Source organism: Pseudomonas sp. M47T1, from assembly GCF_000263855.1.
In the GTDB taxonomy this organism is placed as follows: Bacteria; Pseudomonadota; Gammaproteobacteria; order Pseudomonadales; family Pseudomonadaceae; genus Aquipseudomonas.
Window position 1 is genome coordinate 14082 of record NZ_AJWX01000039.1, and the last position, 14990, is coordinate 29071.

The window sequence follows — 14990 nt, forward strand, 5'->3', positions numbered from 1 at the left end:
TGATCAGGCAGTGTGAGGTTGGCCGGCAGCCACGGTGGCATCGCTTGCCACCAGGTAACGGGTACCCAGGCCTGCACGCAACAGTAGCATTTTCAGGTGGTCGGCGATCAGCTCCTGACGGTCTTGCAAGTGGCTGTTGAACACCAGGCCCACCAGCGCAATGGAAATACCCAACGCGGTCGCGTACAGCGCCGTGCCGATGCCGCGCGACACTTCGCCAGGGTCCGACACGCCCGCCTCGGCCAGGGCCTTGAAGGTGTCGATGATGCCCATGATGGTACCCAGCAGGCCCAGCAGGGGCGCCCCGGCCACTACCGCTTCAAGAATCCACAGGCTACGCGAGAGCTTGCCGCGCAGTTCGATATAGATGGCCTGGCCCAAGTCTTCCAGTTCCTGATGCGAGTGCAGGTGGCGGCGGCCTTCGTAGACTTGATCCAGCAGTTGCAGGGGCAGGCTATCGCGACCGGTGAGCTCGCTTGGCAGGTCGGCGACGCTGCGCACCTGGGGGGTCAGTGCGGGCACCAGGCGGCGCGCGCGGCTTAGGGAGTAGCTGAAGAAAATGCAGCGTTCGACGACGACAAAGGCGGCCAGGGCAGCGGCGCCGTACATCACGTAAAAGGTCAGGTCGTGGAGCAGGTTCATGTTCATCAAGGCATATCCTTTTGAGATAAGGCCGGCGACTCGCGCCGCCGACCACGGGGGTCAGAAGCCGACTTCCAGGGAAACCATGGCGGTACGTTCTTCGCCAACGTTGTAATACGGAATGCTGGCGGCCACGCCGTTGTAGGCCTTGGAGTTGAACGACACGGTGCTGGCCGACGACAGGTATTGCTTGTCGAACACGTTGAGCACCGAGAAGCGCAAGGTGGCCGTCTTGATGATTTTCTTGTCCACCGGCAGGTAGATACCGGCGTTCAAGTCGAACACCGTGCGGCCGGAGATTTTCTCGTCGTTGGTCAGGTCGCCGTAGTAGCTGCCCACGTATTTGCCGGCGACGTTGCCGTAGTAGTGCTTGTCGTCGTAGCCAAGGCTGGCGTTGAACATGTTCTTCGGCACGTTGGCCAACTGGTTGCCGGAGGTCGGCAGGTCGGCGCCCTTCGACACCACGTCGTCCTTCTGGGTGGACTGGGTGTAGGTGTACGAGGTGTAGTAGTTGAAGTTGTACGGCAGCAGGCCGCTCCACTCCAGTTCCAGGCCCTGGTTCACCACGTTGCCAACGTTGAGCATCTCGTAGTCGCCGTCGGCGTTGGTGGTGGAAACCTCCCGGTCCTTGTAGGCGATATGGAACAGGGTGGCGCTCACCGAAGTGCTCTTGGTGGTGTAGCGCCACCCCAGTTCCTGGTTCCAGCTCAACTCAGGCTTCACGTACATCGAGTCGGCAGTGTCGTACAGCACGTAGTTGGGCGGCGTGCGCATGTTGCGGGTGACGTTGTAGAACGCCTGGTTGTTTTCATTGATCTGGTAGCGAATGTTGAAGTTGGGCAGGAACTCATGGTACTTGCGATCGCGTTTTTCCGGCACGTCGTAGAGGCTGGCCATCATGTCGCCATTGCGTTCCACGTACTGGTACGCCAGGCCACCGGCCAGGGTCCAGTCCGGGGTGAGCGTCCAGGTGTCTTGGGCCCAGAGTTTCTGCGCCGGGGTTTCGGTGTAGTAGTGGCGGCCCTGCACGGTGGCGCCATTGTTGTCGGTGACCTGGTCGGCGCCGTTGTACTCGGCCCATGGGCTGGACGGCGTGCCGTCGGCGTTGATGCTGATGAATGGCTGGGTCTGACGCTGGCGAGCCTTTTCATACCAGTAGCCGAAGTCCAGGCTATGGTCGTCGCTGACGTCCCACTTGAGTTTCGACATCACGCCCGAGCGCCAGGTCTCGGTCACCGAAGGCCGGTAGTAGGTGTTGGACGCCAGGCCCGCCAGGTTGTAGTTGCCTGCGATGGAGGAGCTGCTCGACAACGTCGAGGCGTTGCCGGTGAAGCTGTTGGCGTAGCTGTAGGAGTAATACGGCGCCACCGACAACGACAGGTTGTCGCGCAGTTGAAAGCGCTGGGTCACCGAAGCGTTGAGCGTCTCGGAGTTGTTGCGGTTGAGTTTGTAATAGCTCGACAACTTGCCGCTCTTGTAGACCGGCGTTTCCGAATAGTCGGCGCGTGGGTCGGCGTCAAACTGCGCCTTGCTCAAGGTACTGTAGTTATACCCTTCCTGCCTGGCGTACTTGACGATCACGTTGGTGGAGTTGCCACTGCCATCGTCGAACAGGGTGTTCCATTCCACCTTGTCGGCCCGCACGCCACCGCTGCCGCGCCACTTGTCACCCTCGGTGTGGGAGGCCGACAGCCAACTTCTGAAACCATCGATATCGCCGGTATTGAGGCGGGCGAAACTCTTGCGCAAGTTGTGGGTGCCTACCGACTGTTTGACGAATACGCCGAAGTCTTTTTCCGGCCGGATAGTCACCAGGCCGATGTTGCCGCCGCTGGAACCAATGTGCGGGCCATCGGCTTCGGAAGAGCCCTGGGTGGCGAACACTTCGGCCAGGTTTTCCGGATCGCCCAGCAAGTTGGGGTAAATGGCATAGCTGCCCGAGTCGTTGATGGGGATGCCATCGGCGGAAATACCCACCTGGTCGGAGTTCATCCCGCGCATGGTGAAGCTGGTGCCCACCAGGCCCGTGGCGTCGGTGCTGCTGACGTTGATGCCGGGGGTGTACTTGAGCTTGTCCAGGGCGTTGGCGGTGCTGGACATCTGGTCCATGGCTTCCTTGGTGACAGTGGAGCGCGCCTTGGCGCTATCCTCTTGCACCATGTGGCCGCCGCCCAGGCTTTGCCCAGTCACGGTGACATCGCCAATGTCCATTGAATCGTCGGCGAGGGCGGCGAGCGTCCAGCCGCCTGCCCCCACGGCAAGTAGCGTTATAAACAAACTGTTGAGTTTCAAGAGCGGTCCCCTGATGGAGTTAAGTGTGCAGTTGAAGTTTTTTTAGTTATCCAGGTTGTAAACAAGCGTTGCGCTGAAGCGGTATTTGTCCTTGCCCGAAAAAGCCGTTTCGGGGAAAGGCACTACTTTGTCCATGCGCCGCAAACTGGTTTGCGCCGCGCGGTTGAGCAGCATGTTGGTGGCGCGTTTTTCGATGCCCGAATCCAGCACCTTGCCGCTGCGGTCCACCTCCAGCCACACCACCACATTGCCCTCGGGGCGTTGCAGCGAGGCCTCGCGCCCGGTGGGGTATTGCTTGTACTTTTCCAGCTCCGCCAGCAGCCTGGCGATGTAACGGCTTTCCACGTCCACCGGGCTGGGCGGCGGAGGCGGTGCCGCGGGTTTGGCCGCCACCACCGGTGCTACCGGTGCTACCGGTGCTACCGGTGCCGCCGGGACGGCCGGTACCGCGGTGGGCGGGGTGGGCACCGCCGGCTTCACCGGTGCCACCTTGGCCGCCTGCGGTTTGGGCTTGGGCGGTGGCGGTTTCGCCACCGCTGGCTTGGGTTTGGGCGGTGGCGCCTGCTCAACGGCCTCGGCCACATCCTCGGGAGGGGGCGGCGGGGCGGCTTCAGGCACCGGCTCAGGCGGCGGGGGCGGCGCTTCGGGCTCCACCAGCGCCACTTCCACGGTGCTGTCGTCGTACTTGGGGGTGATCTTGAGGTCCGAATGCAGGGCGCTGTGAATCGCCGCCGCCAGCAGGCACAGGGCCGGCAGGCAGGCCAGGGCCTTGCGGGACTTGAATAGCATCCACATGGCTCAGCGCTTCCGGGTAGCGATGGACACGGAGGCAAAACCGTTGCTTTTCAGCAGGTCCATCACCGTCACCAGGCGCGCCACTTCCACGCCCTGATCGCTGTTGAGGATGATCACCAGCTTGTCGCCTTCAGGGCGCAGGGCCTTGAGGTGTTCTACCAGAGCCTCTTCGTTCAGGTCCTTGCCATCCAGTTGCAGGCGCTCGTCCAGGCCCAGGGTGATGATCGCCTTGTTCTGCGGCTTGAGTTGCTGGGCATGGGTGGCGCCCGGCAGCTGAGTCTTGATGCCCAGGGCAGGGATTACGTTCAGGCTGATCAGTACGAAAAACACCAGCAGGAACATCATCACGTCGATCATTGGAACGATCTCGATGTGCAGGCGTTTTTTCTTTGGTTCTTCCCACGTTCTCATCGTTTGGCACCCTCTCCACAATGGTCCTTGCAAACCTGACCAGATATTCAGGTTTTCCGTTGGCGGAGGGTTTCAGCACGGAACATGCCAAACCTGACGCCAGCGGCAGGATGAAGATAGGGGCGAGATGTTTAATTTTGATTTCAAAGATAAAATTATTTTCAGGTTTCTCTGGTTTTTTAATTGTCCGACAATAGCCGCGATATAGACGCGTAATGTGCGCATTTTTGAGGCGGTATGCACTGTTTTTGGACGATCGTGCATTATCGCAGGGGGTGGGTTTCAAGTGGTCATGGTTGTCAGGATGGTGATTTTAGTGGCGGTGAAACGTTTCTCCCGCCTGATATTCAAACGCGGCACGAGCTTTGCTCACGGGCTTTGCCCAAGCCCTGATCCTATCCCCAGCAAGGAGCTGTCACGTGCGTCTATCTGCCTTTGCCATTGCCACATGCGTGGCGTTTCAACTCGTAGGGTGCGCGCTGTCCAGCGCCCCTTCGGCCCCTGCGATCCGCTGGCTCAGCATGCCGGCTTTGCAGGCCAGCCTGGCCGGCACGCCTCCCATGGCGGTAGGTTTTGACATCGACGACACGGTGCTGTTTTCCAGCCCGTGCTTTTACGCAGGGCAGCAGAAATACTCGCCCGGCAGTGAGGCTTATCTGCACAACCCGGCGTTCTGGCAAGCGTTGAATGGCGGCTGTGATCGCTACTCGATCCCCAAGCAGTCGGCGCGCGCCTTGATCGCCCTGCACCAGCAGCGTGGCGACCGGATCTACTTCATCACCGGGCGGCCGCACACCGATCACGAGCAACTCACCGCGCTGTTGGCCCGGACCTTTGCCATCAGCAACATGCAACCGGTGGTGTTCAATTCCGGGCCGGAGAAAACCCGGTTCATTCATGACCGCCACTTGAAGATTTACTACGGCGATGCCGACAGCGATATCACCTCGGCGCGGGAGGCGGGCGCACGTCCGGTGCGCGTCATGCGTGCGGCCAATTCCACCTATCAGCCGTTGCCGGTGAATGGTGCGCTGGGTGAGGAGGTGCTGGAACATTCGACCTACTGACGGCCCCTGACGGTGGGGCAGTCAGCGGTCCCAGCTCACGTTGGCGGGCGTAACTCTATCGTTGCCGATCAAAAGCAGATCAAAATCCAACTAACCGCAACCGCAACCGCTGTGCGCGTTAGTTACCCAACAACCCGGTGCTAACGGCAACGATCAGAAATACACCCAACACCGCCCGATAAATAATGAACGGCCACGTAGAAAACCGCTCCAGAAACTTCATCAACCCCCAAATCGCAAAAAACGCCGAGATGCTCGCAATCACCAACCCGAACACCAAATGCCCCCAGGCCTGCGCATCAATCCCGGCATGCAACAGCACCCACAATTCCTTCAATCCCGCCAACGCAATGGCCGGCAACCCCAGCAGGAACGAAAAACGCGCCGCCTCCTCACGCTTGAAGTTCAGGAACAGCGCCGCCGTCAGCGTCGAGCCCGAACGCGAAACCCCTGGAATCAGCGCGCCCACCTGGGCAATGCCGACGATCAAGGCATCGCGCAAACGCATCTGGTCCATGTCGCGCCGGTGCCGGCAGCTCAACTCGGCTGCCGCCAGCAACACCGCCATCACCACGCAAGAGCCACCAATCACCAGCAGCCCGCGCAAGGGCGAGTTGCAGGTGTTGAGCAACGGCGACAGCAACACACCGAAAATGACAATGGGAATGGTGGCCAGGATGATCGCCACCGCCATCTTGAACCAGGGGCTGTCAAAGTCGCCCTCGCGCACGGCACTGATGCTGCCGCTGACCACCTGGCGCACGTCGGTCCAGAAATAGCTGACTACGGCCGCCAGCGCCGCCAGTTGCATGGCGGCCGAGAACGCCGAGCCCGGGTCGGGCCAGCCCATCAGGGCCGGGATAATGCGCATGTGTGCGGTGGAGGAGATGGGGAGCAGTTCGGAAATACCCTGGATAACGCCCAGAATGCCGATTTGCAGGTAATCAAGGGAGGCAAAGCCGGTGTCGAGGCCGCTGGAGCAAATGGTTGCCAATGTGATGTCCTTGCAAAAATAGGGCTGAAATACACAGCGTAGCGTGAACTATGCACAATAATCATGGCAGTTCAGACATCTGCAAAATTTCATTTGGCGGCCAGGTTGTTGGTCACTCCAAAGGGTATGTGCACCGACGGCACCACGGTGCTGGCCGAGCGCAGATGGCCCGGTTGGTCGTCGAAGAAAATATGCGGGCGCAATACTCTCAGTACCTTGCCCTTCTCTATGCCGCCCAGGAAAAACGCGTCGTTGGCCATCACGCCCCAGCTTTTCAGGGTGTTCAAGGCGCGCTCATGAGAGGGCGCATTGCGGGCAGTAACGATAGACACGCGAAAGCGGTTTTCATAGCTGGGGTCGAGCTTTTTGCGCTGCTCTTCGGCCGTCTGGATGCGGCCCATGCGCACCAGGAACTCCTTCAGCGGCCCGGGGTTGTGGGGCTGCATGACATTTTTCACTTCGTGGGCGTGGAAATGGCTCAGGCCTTCGCTTTGCATCACCATTTCCGATTCGTCCCCCGCCAGCACGCCGTCGAAGTCGAAGGCAATGCGCAGCGAGTTGTCCTGCTCGTCGTCCACCAGGGTGGAGTCCAGCACCTGGCCGGCGGGGTAGTGGGCCTTGATGGCGGCCTCCACGTCCTGTTGGTTGGCCGACAGGAACAGGGCGATGTTCAACGCCGGGATGAACTCGTAGGGCGAGCGGCCTTGCATGAAAATGGCGCGGGTGATGCCCAGGCCATAGTGCTCGATGGTCTTCATCACCCGCAGGCCGGTATCGGGGTCGTTGCGTGATAGCAGTACCACTTCCACCAGCGGGTCGTTCTCGGGGTCTTCGCTCAGGTCATTGAGCGACAACAGGCGGCGAATGAACGAGAAGGCAATACCCTTGGGCAGGGGCGTGTTCAGGTGCTCCTCCTGAAAACGCCGATACTGCTGCTCGCCCTGGCGCTTGAACACGGCATCGGATTCGGACAGGTCGAACACGGCGCTTGAAGCGACGCCAATCACCAGGCGGTGTTCCAGGTCGTAAGGCATGGGGGCGCATCCTTGTGGGCTTGCCCCCAGTGTACCGTCGTCGTCAGGCGGCGCCACCCACGGCCTGCAGATCGGCAGCCGGCACCGTTCCACGGCATTGAGCACCCAGGCAATGGCGTTGCTATTCAGGGTATGGAAAATGAGCACGATGGCTCATGGTGATGTCCTGATCAATGGGATGGCGGGCATTGGCCGATACCCTGCGTGACGTCTGCCAGGCTTGTTGGCAAATCAGGTGCCAGCACGGGCACGGGGGTTCAGCGCACGGGGGCAGTGCTGGTACTCTGCGTGCCCCCACCTTTTGTGCAAAGGAACGTGAGCCATGTCCGCGATAGACGATTTCGACCTGAAGATCCTGACCCTGCTGCAGGCCAACGGCCGCCTGACCAACCAGGATCTCAGCGACCTGGTGGGCCTGTCGGCGTCCCAGTGTTCGCGCCGCCGCATCAGCCTGGAACAGGCCGGGTTGATCCTGGGTTATCACGCGCGGCTGGCGCCCCAGGCCATGAATACGCAGATGGTGGCGATGATCGACGTGCAACTGGTCAGCCACACGCCTGCGCAATCCCAGGCGTTCGAAGCATTCGTGCTGGGAGAGGTGGCGATCATCGACACCTACAAGACCACGGGTGATGCGGACTACGCATTGAAGGTCGCGGTGGCGGACCTGGGCGAGCTGAACGCGCTGATGGGGCGGCTGGCCAGCAGCGGCAGCATTGGCCATATGAAGACTGCCGTGGTGCTGCAACGGATCAAGGAAGCCGGCATCGCCGGGGCGTGAAACGTGCACCGAATCGGCACTGCTTCGTCACCGGGCCAACCTCGGTGGTTTCAATATCCTGGCGTTGTACCTGCAGCAGCGTTTTGGCTGGCGTGCCGGGTGGTTGCAGATGGGCAACTGCGTGCCTACACGTTACGTGGCTATGGGTGGGTGCCGTCTCAAGTGTTTTCGCGGCTGATGATCTGCAGCGGCACAAACACCCGCTGCGTCGCCGCATCGAACGCCGGTTGCTGTTGCAACCCCAGCAGCACGTCGATCAGGGCCGTGCCGATCAGCGCTACCTGGGAATCAATCACCAGGCTCAGCACACCATCGCTCAAGGCCTGGCGTGACAGCGGCGTCGACTCCGGCACAATGCTGCACAGCCCGGGCAGGGGCGGGCGCTGGCGCAGGGCGCTGATCACGCCGTCACCGCCGCCGCCCACCACGCACAGGCCGCACAGGTCGGGGTGGCGGGCCAGCAAGTCGAGGGTGGCTTCTTCGGTCAGCCGGTTATCGTCCAGGTTGATCACCGCATCCAGCACGTGAAGGCGCGGCGCCTGTTCGGCCAGGTATTGCTGCAGCGCATCGACCCGCGTCTGGTGGCCCAGAAAGCGATAGCCACCCAACAGCACGCCGACACTACCCCCACGCTCGCCACACAGGTGCGCCAGCAGCCAACCCATGGTACGCCCTACCTGGCGATTGTCCTGGCCCACGTAGGGCATCTGCCCTAGCGCATCCACATCGGACAGCAATGCCACCACCGGCACTCCGGCGGCGCGTATTTGCTCGATGCAGGCATTGATCTGCGGGTCGGCGAAGCTCACCACCGCCAGCGCATCGCATTGCACCGCCAACTGTTCGATCTGATCGATGATGGCCGCGGGGCTGCGGTCCGTCACGTACTCCAACTGGCAACCGAGGTTGGCGTGGCCCTGGCGTCGCGCGGCAGTGTCGATGGCATCGGCCAGTTGGCCATAGAACGCCTTCGCCGTGCCCAGCAACAGGAAGCCGAAGCGGTACGTGGGCCGCCGTTCGTGGATGCGCTGGCCAATCAGGCGGGCGGCGAAATAGCCCACGGCTTGCGCCGCCTGAAATACCCGTTCGGCGGTGTCGGCCGAGACGGGCGCGCGGGCATTCAACACCCGGTCGACCGTGGCCACGCTCAGCCCCGCGTGGTTGGCAACCGTGGCGATGGTGGGGCGTTTGTTCTTGTTCATGACGGCCCTCGGTGCATGCCTTGATGGAAAACTATCAAGCGTCCATGACCTGCGATGATAGCTTGAGAGTGAATGACTTCAAGGCATTGAGGCGCGCGAGGTGCCTCCCTATATTTTCCCCAGGCCTGCTGTTTGGCGGTGCCGCCCCCCACGCCTGCGGAGAACAATAAGATGAGTGACTACAGTGCAGCGTTCGAACGCCGTGCGCGTCCTGCACGCCGCGACTACCGATTGACCGGTGACCAGGCGGCGCGCGCCGTGGACCAGGGGCTGGCCTCGGCCACCTGGTACCAGTCGCCGGTGCCGCGCAAGCAGATGAAAGAATTGATGCAGCGGCGCAATGGCCCTGCACTGCGCGACACTGGCCTGTGGCTGCTGGCGTTGCTGGCCACGGGCGCCGCAGGGTGCTGGCTGTGGGGCAGTTGGGCCTGCGTGCCGCTGTTCTTTGCCTATGGCGTGCTGTATGGCAGCGCCGCCAACGCCCGCTGGCACGAGGCCGGGCACGGCACCGCGTTCAAGACGCGCTGGCTGAACGACGTGGTTTACCACATCGCCAGCTTCATGATCTTGTTCGAACCGCAGGTCTGGCGCTGGAGCCACGCCCGTCATCACACCGACACCATCATCGTTGGCCGCGACCCGGAAATCGTCGAGCCGCGGCCGCCCAGCCTGGGCAAAATGGCCCTGAGCCTGTTCAGCCTGCCCCACGTCTACAAGACCCTGGGTTCACTGCTGCGCCACGCGGGCGGCCACATCGCCGAGCAGGAACAGACCTTCATCCCCGAGTCGCAATGGCCGCGGGTGATCTGGACGGCGCGCATCTGGCTGCTGGTCCTGGGCGTCACCGCCGTCAGCGCCGTGGTACTGCAGAGTTGGCTGCCGCTGATGCTGATCGGCCTGCCCACCCTGTACGGTGGCTGGCTCAACTACCTGTTTGGCGTGTCGCAGCACGTGGGCCTGGCAGAAGATGTGCTCGACCATCGCTACAACTGCCGCACCATCTACATGGGCCCGCTGCTGCGCTTTCTGTACCTGAACATGAACTATCACCTGGAACACCACATGTTCCCGATGGTGCCGTATCACGCCCTGCCGCAACTGCACGAGGCCATTCGCCACGACTGCCCGCCGCCGTACCCCAGCCTGCTGGCGGCGTACCGCGAAATTCTGCCCACCCTGTGGCGCCAGCGCAAAGACCCTGACTGGTTCGTGCGTCGCCCGGTACCCGATGCCGCTGGCACCCCACAACAATAACAAGGGAGACCGCCATGAACGATCAATGGATCGATGTGTGCGCCGTGGATGATATTGACGAAGAAGACGTGATTCGCTTCGACCACCAGCAGCACAGCTACGCGGTGTACCGTTCGGCCGACAGCGAGTTCTTCGCCACCGATGGGCGCTGCACCCACGAAGCCATTCACCTGGCCGATGGCCTGGTGATGGACCATGTCATCGAATGCCCCAAGCACAACGGCCGGTTCGATTACCGAACCGGCAAGGCGTTGGGGGCGCCGGTGTGCATCAACCTCAAGACCTACCCGGTGCGTGTTGAAGCGGGACGGGTGTGGTTGGCGGTAGGCCAGGAGGGCGGAGTATGAACGCGGCCCCTGCGCCTCTGATCATTGTGGGCGCCGGCCATGCCGGTGGGCGCGCCGCGCTGACCCTGCGCCAGCAGGGTTATGACGGACGCCTGCTATTGATTGGCGACGAAGCCCACGCCCCCTATGAACGGCCGTCGCTGTCCAAGGGCGCGCTGCAAGGCACTGCCGAACTGGACGGCTACCGCTTGAGCGCGCCCGAGGAACTGTCGCGGCTGGGCATTGAACACTGGGCCGGTCGCCCGGTGCAGGCCTTGGACACCCAGGGCAAGCAGGTGCACCTGGCAGACGGCAGTTGCCTGGCGTACAGCGGTTTGCTGCTGGCCACCGGTGGCAGCGCGCGACGCTTGCCCGGCGTGGCAGCCGGCTGGAGCAACGTGCGCTACTTGCGCACCCACGACGAGGCTGTGGCGTTGCGCGCCAGCCTGGTGGGCGGCTCACGGTTGGTGGTCGTGGGCGGCGGCTTTATCGGCCTGGAGGTGGCGGCCAGTGCCCGAGCCATGGGCTGCACCGTGACCTTGCTGGAAGCCGGCCCGCGCCTGGCCGGGCGGGTGCTGCCTGCGCAGGTGTCCCAAGCGCTCTTGACGCTGCATGCTCACCAGGGCGTGGATGTGCGGCTCAATGCGCGTATCCAGGCCTTCGAAGGCAATGACCGGGTTGAGCGCGTGCGCCTGGAGGACGGCAGTTGCATTGCCTGTGACGGCGTGGTGGCGGGCATTGGCATGCAGCCTAACGTTGACCTTGCCCGGGCCGCCGGGCTGACGGTGGGGCAGGGCATCCGGGTCGACGTCTACCTGCGCAGCAGTGACCCCCATGTGTTCGCCGCCGGTGACGTGTGCGAGTTCCGCTTGCACCCCCAGGGTGAGTTTCAGCGCCAGGAAACCTGGCGCAACGCCGAACTTCAAGGGCGGCATGCGGCCCTGAACCTGCTGGGCGCCGAGGAGCCGTTCCAGCAGGTTCCCGGGTTCTGGTCCGATCAATATGACCATGGCCTGCAAACCGTCGGCCTGCTGCGCGACGGGCCTGCCTCGGCGCGCCGCGCGCAACCCGGCGGCTTTCTGCTGTTCTACCTGGACGACCAGCAGCGGCTGCAAGGCGCCTGTGGCTGGGGCGCGGGCAACAGCGTGGCCAAGGACATCAAACTGTGTGAACGCCTGATCCTGGCGGGCCAACCGTTGGCGGCCGGGCCACTGGCCGACCCGGCCATTTCGTTGAAAACCCTGCTGAGGAACTGACCATGCGCCGCTTGCTGGTGTTTCAATCCCTGTGGGCCATGCTCGACCATCAGGGCCAGCCGACCATGGCCCTGGAAGCGCAGCTGGAAATCATTGCCGCCGCCGGGTATGACGGCATTACCGATCACTTCTGGCAACCGGCACACGCCAGGCGCTTGAGTCAGGCGGCCAAAGGTCTGGGCCTGGCCATTGAAGGACAGGCCTTTCCACGCACCGTCGATGACCTGGCCGCCGCCCTCGACGTGGCCAGTCAGCATGGCTGTCACCACCTGACCTTACAGGCCGATGTGCGCGCCTATTCGGTGGCCCAGGTGATGCCGCTGCTGGAAGGCTGGCAACGGCTGGCCGAGCAGGTGGATTTTGCGGTGCTGCTGGAAACTCATCGCTATCGCGTTACCAATGACCTGCCCCTGACCCTGGGATTGTTGGCGCAGTTTCCCGACCTCAAGCTGCTGGCGGATCTGTCCCACTACGTGGTGGGCCGTGAATTGCCGGAGGCTGCCTGCGCCGAGGATGACCGCGACATCCAGCAGATACTGCAACGCAGTTGGGGGTTTCACGGCCGCGTGGCCAGCAGCGAGCAGGTGCAGGTACCGCTGGCGTTTGCCCAGCACCAGGCGTGGCTGCAACGCTTTCTGGGTTGGTGGCGCTATGGCATGCAGGACTGGCTGGCGCGCGACAGTACCGTCGATGGCAGCCTGTCATTCACCTGCGAGCTGGGCCCGCCGCCCTATGCCATCACCGGCGCCGATGGCAGCGAGCTGAGCGACCGTTGGCAGGACGCGCTGCTGCTCAAGGACCTGGTCCGCAACCTGTGGCACGACCTGGTGTAACCGCCGCGTCGCAAGTGCTGCATTGTACCCTCTGCCTTGTAGCCGCTGCCGCACGGCTGCGCTGGCCTGTGTGTGCACTGGAGATTATCGGCGAACCACAGGGCCAGTGCCCCCAGACGACGGCAGGTTGCGCAAAATCGTTTAACCTTTCACCCACACGGTTTTGTCGAGGTCTGTCGTGAAAGGTTTTCCGTTTACCCTGTGCGTGCTGTGCATCACCCCCTGTGGCGGCGCTGTGAAAGCCGCCGATGCAGCGCCCCTGAGCTTGAAGACCTCGGGCGCGGTGGCCGGCCTTTCCGTGCGCATTGCCCAAGGCGACAGTTATTCGGTGCGGATCGACTACTACTATCCGCCTGCTGACCTCGCCGCACGCAAGACCCTGTGGGAGGGCGCCGGCGGCGTGCAGGACAACGGCGCGCCGTTCAACGTCAACCTGCGCATCTATGACGTCGACGACGCCGTGGTCATCCAGGACCGGCGCATCAGTCACCCCACCCTGTCGTCCTGGGGCGACGGCGTACTGCACGCCGAACTGAGCGAGGTGCACCTGCCGCGCGGCCGCTACCAGATCACCGTGGAACGCCGGGGCAGTGCGGGCGCCATCGCCGACTATCGTGCCGGCGTCAGCCTGGTGAAGTCCTGGTAGCCATCGGCGTCGCCGTACCCGCGTAATACGTTAGAATCCTCGCGCGCCTTACCACCTGCCCGAGAACTGCCTGCCCCATGCAAAGCCCAGCGCAACGCCCGTTATGGAAAACCTACCTGGCTTTCCTCGCACCCATGGTGCTGTCCAACTTCCTGCAGTCCATGTCCGGCACCCTCAACAGTATCTACATCGGCCAGATGCTGGGCACCCAGGCGCTGGCGGCAGTATCGGGGATGTTCCCCATCGTGTTTTTCTTCATCGCCCTGGTGATCGGCCTGGGGGCCGGTGCAGGCGTGCTGATTGGCCAGGCGTGGGGCGCGCGCGAAACCCATGTGGTCAAGCAGATCGCTGGCGCCACGTTGCTGCTCGGCGTTCTGATCGGCCTGGTGGCGGCGGTGTTTGGCAGTGTGTTCGCCCGTCAGGCGTTGCAGGGGCTGGGTACCCCGGTGGACGTGCTCGACGATGCGGTGGCCTATGCGCGGGTGATGATGTGGATCATGCCGATCCTGCTGGTGTTCGTGTTGTTCACCCAGTTGCTGCGCGGAGTCAGCGACACCCTGTCGCCGTTGTTGGCGTTACTGGTGTCGACGGCCGTTGGCCTGGTGCTGACGCCCGCGCTGATACGCGGCTGGGCGGGCCTGCCGCAGATGGGGATCGAAAGCGCGGTACTGGCGGGGCTGGCGGGTAATGTCGCCGCCATTGGCCTGCTGGCCTGGCGCCTCAACCGCGGCCAGCACCCGCTGGCGCCGGACCGTGAGTTCCTGCGGGCGCTGCGCCTGGACCGTGCCATTCTGGCCAAGGTGCTGCGCATCGGCCTGCCCACGGGTGTGCAGATGGTCGTGATCTCGTTGTCCGAACTGGTCATCCTGTCACTGGTCAATGGCCATGGCTCCCAGGCCACGGCGGCCTACGGCGCGGTCACGCAAATCGTCAACTACGTGCAGTTTCCGGCGTTGTCCATTGCCATCACCGCCTCCATCCTCGGCGCCCAGGCCATCGGTGCCGGGCGCCTGGAGCGCATCGGGCCGATCCTGCGCACGGGGCTGCTGATCAACATCTGGCTCACCGGTGGCCTGATCGTGCTGGGCTATGTGTTGTCCGCCTGGCTGCTGGGCCTGTTCATCACCGACCTTGCCACCCTGGCCCAGGCCGAGCACCTGCTGCACATTATGCTCTGGAGCATGTTGGTGTTCGGTTTTCAGGCCCTGGTGGGCGGCATCATGCGCGCCAGCGGCACGGTGCTGGTGCCGGTCCTGATCTCGATTTTCTGCATCGCCGGCGTGGAATTGCCAGCGGCCTGGCTGCTCAACAGCCACTTCGGCCTGCAAGGCGTATGGATGGCATTTCCACTGACCTACCTGGCTATGCTGGCGTTGCAGACGGCGTACTACAAGGGCGTGTGGCAGCACCGCAAGATCGAGCGGTTGTAGCCGCTGCCGAAGGCTGCGCTGGCCCCT

General features: G+C 62.9%; 15 protein-coding genes and 1 pseudogene. 9 read left to right on the forward strand and 7 right to left on the reverse strand.

The window, feature by feature from the left end:
* Positions 1 to 3 precede the first annotated feature (3 nt).
* Genes PMM47T1_RS27010 through PMM47T1_RS27025 form a run of 4 tightly spaced genes read right to left on the reverse strand, consistent with a single transcriptional unit; the run spans position 4 to position 4140 of the window.
* Positions 4 to 648, reverse strand: a complete 645-nt coding sequence (locus PMM47T1_RS27010) for a MotA/TolQ/ExbB proton channel family protein (RefSeq protein WP_008375191.1) — start codon at positions 646 to 648, stop codon at positions 4 to 6.
* A gap of 54 nt (positions 649 to 702) precedes the next feature.
* Positions 703 to 2934, reverse strand: a complete 2232-nt coding sequence (locus tag PMM47T1_RS27015; protein ID WP_043301593.1) for a TonB-dependent receptor family protein — start codon at positions 2932 to 2934, stop codon at positions 703 to 705.
* 42 nt (positions 2935 to 2976) lie between these two features.
* A complete protein-coding gene (locus tag PMM47T1_RS27020; RefSeq protein ID WP_008375195.1) occupies positions 2977 to 3729 on the reverse strand; it encodes an energy transducer TonB family protein in 753 nt (250 codons plus the stop codon).
* A gap of 3 nt (positions 3730 to 3732) precedes the next feature.
* A complete protein-coding gene (locus tag PMM47T1_RS27025) occupies positions 3733 to 4140 on the reverse strand; it encodes an ExbD/TolR family protein (protein WP_008375198.1) in 408 nt (135 codons plus the stop codon).
* Positions 4141 to 4559: 419 nt separating this feature from the next.
* Here PMM47T1_RS27025 and aphA point away from each other — a divergent pair, with 419 nt between their 5' ends.
* Positions 4560 to 5207 carry an acid phosphatase AphA gene (gene aphA, locus PMM47T1_RS27030; protein ID WP_008375200.1) on the forward strand — a complete coding sequence of 216 codons (648 nt, stop codon included), beginning with the start codon at positions 4560 to 4562 and terminating at the stop codon, positions 5205 to 5207.
* A 118-nt stretch (positions 5208 to 5325) separates the two neighbouring features.
* On the opposite strand, the gene PMM47T1_RS27035 is transcribed toward aphA, so the two are convergent.
* Both PMM47T1_RS27035 and PMM47T1_RS27040 read right to left on the reverse strand, forming a co-directional pair.
* Positions 5326 to 6201, reverse strand: a complete 876-nt coding sequence (locus tag PMM47T1_RS27035; RefSeq protein WP_008375201.1) for an undecaprenyl-diphosphate phosphatase — start codon at positions 6199 to 6201, stop codon at positions 5326 to 5328.
* 89 nt (positions 6202 to 6290) lie between these two features.
* Positions 6291 to 7235 (reverse strand): 5'-nucleotidase, encoded by a 945-nt coding sequence (locus PMM47T1_RS27040; RefSeq protein WP_008375204.1) that lies wholly within the window; start codon positions 7233 to 7235, stop codon positions 6291 to 6293.
* 322 nt (positions 7236 to 7557) lie between these two features.
* Between PMM47T1_RS27040 and PMM47T1_RS27045 the strand changes: the two genes are divergently transcribed.
* The gene (locus PMM47T1_RS27045; RefSeq protein WP_008375205.1) at positions 7558 to 8016 is read left to right on the forward strand and encodes an Lrp/AsnC family transcriptional regulator; all 459 of its coding nucleotides are present in this window, start codon (positions 7558 to 7560) and stop codon (positions 8014 to 8016) included.
* Between the two features lie 19 nt (positions 8017 to 8035).
* Positions 8036 to 8131: pseudogene (locus tag PMM47T1_RS30495) on the forward strand (YitT family protein); the annotation flags it as partial.
* Positions 8132 to 8174: 43 nt separating this feature from the next.
* Here the strand turns inward: PMM47T1_RS30495 and PMM47T1_RS27050 are convergent.
* On the reverse strand, positions 8175 to 9218 hold the full coding sequence (locus PMM47T1_RS27050) for a LacI family DNA-binding transcriptional regulator (RefSeq protein WP_008375207.1): 1044 nt from the start codon (positions 9216 to 9218) through the stop codon (positions 8175 to 8177).
* Between the two features lie 171 nt (positions 9219 to 9389).
* On the opposite strand from PMM47T1_RS27050, the gene PMM47T1_RS27055 reads away from it, so the two are divergent.
* The 6 genes from PMM47T1_RS27055 (at position 9390) to PMM47T1_RS27080 (ending at position 14963) form a co-directional block, all read left to right on the forward strand.
* Positions 9390 to 10472 (forward strand): fatty acid desaturase family protein, encoded by a 1083-nt coding sequence (locus PMM47T1_RS27055; protein ID WP_008375210.1) that lies wholly within the window; start codon positions 9390 to 9392, stop codon positions 10470 to 10472.
* Positions 10473 to 10486: 14 nt separating this feature from the next.
* The gene (locus PMM47T1_RS27060) at positions 10487 to 10819 is read left to right on the forward strand and encodes a MocE family 2Fe-2S type ferredoxin (RefSeq protein WP_008375212.1); all 333 of its coding nucleotides are present in this window, start codon (positions 10487 to 10489) and stop codon (positions 10817 to 10819) included.
* Positions 10816 to 12054 (forward strand): NAD(P)/FAD-dependent oxidoreductase, encoded by a 1239-nt coding sequence (locus PMM47T1_RS27065; protein ID WP_008375214.1) that lies wholly within the window; start codon positions 10816 to 10818, stop codon positions 12052 to 12054. Before PMM47T1_RS27060 ends, PMM47T1_RS27065 begins: the two co-directional genes overlap by 4 nt.
* A 2-nt stretch (positions 12055 to 12056) precedes the next feature.
* Complete coding sequence (locus tag PMM47T1_RS27070; RefSeq protein ID WP_008375216.1) at positions 12057 to 12887, forward strand: sugar phosphate isomerase/epimerase family protein; 831 nt, start codon at positions 12057 to 12059, stop codon at positions 12885 to 12887.
* 178 nt (positions 12888 to 13065) lie between these two features.
* Positions 13066 to 13533, forward strand: a complete 468-nt coding sequence (locus tag PMM47T1_RS27075; RefSeq protein WP_008375218.1) for a DUF5625 family protein — start codon at positions 13066 to 13068, stop codon at positions 13531 to 13533.
* A 77-nt stretch (positions 13534 to 13610) separates the two neighbouring features.
* Complete coding sequence (locus tag PMM47T1_RS27080) at positions 13611 to 14963, forward strand: MATE family efflux transporter (protein WP_008375221.1); 1353 nt, start codon at positions 13611 to 13613, stop codon at positions 14961 to 14963.
* Positions 14964 to 14990 lie beyond the last annotated feature (27 nt).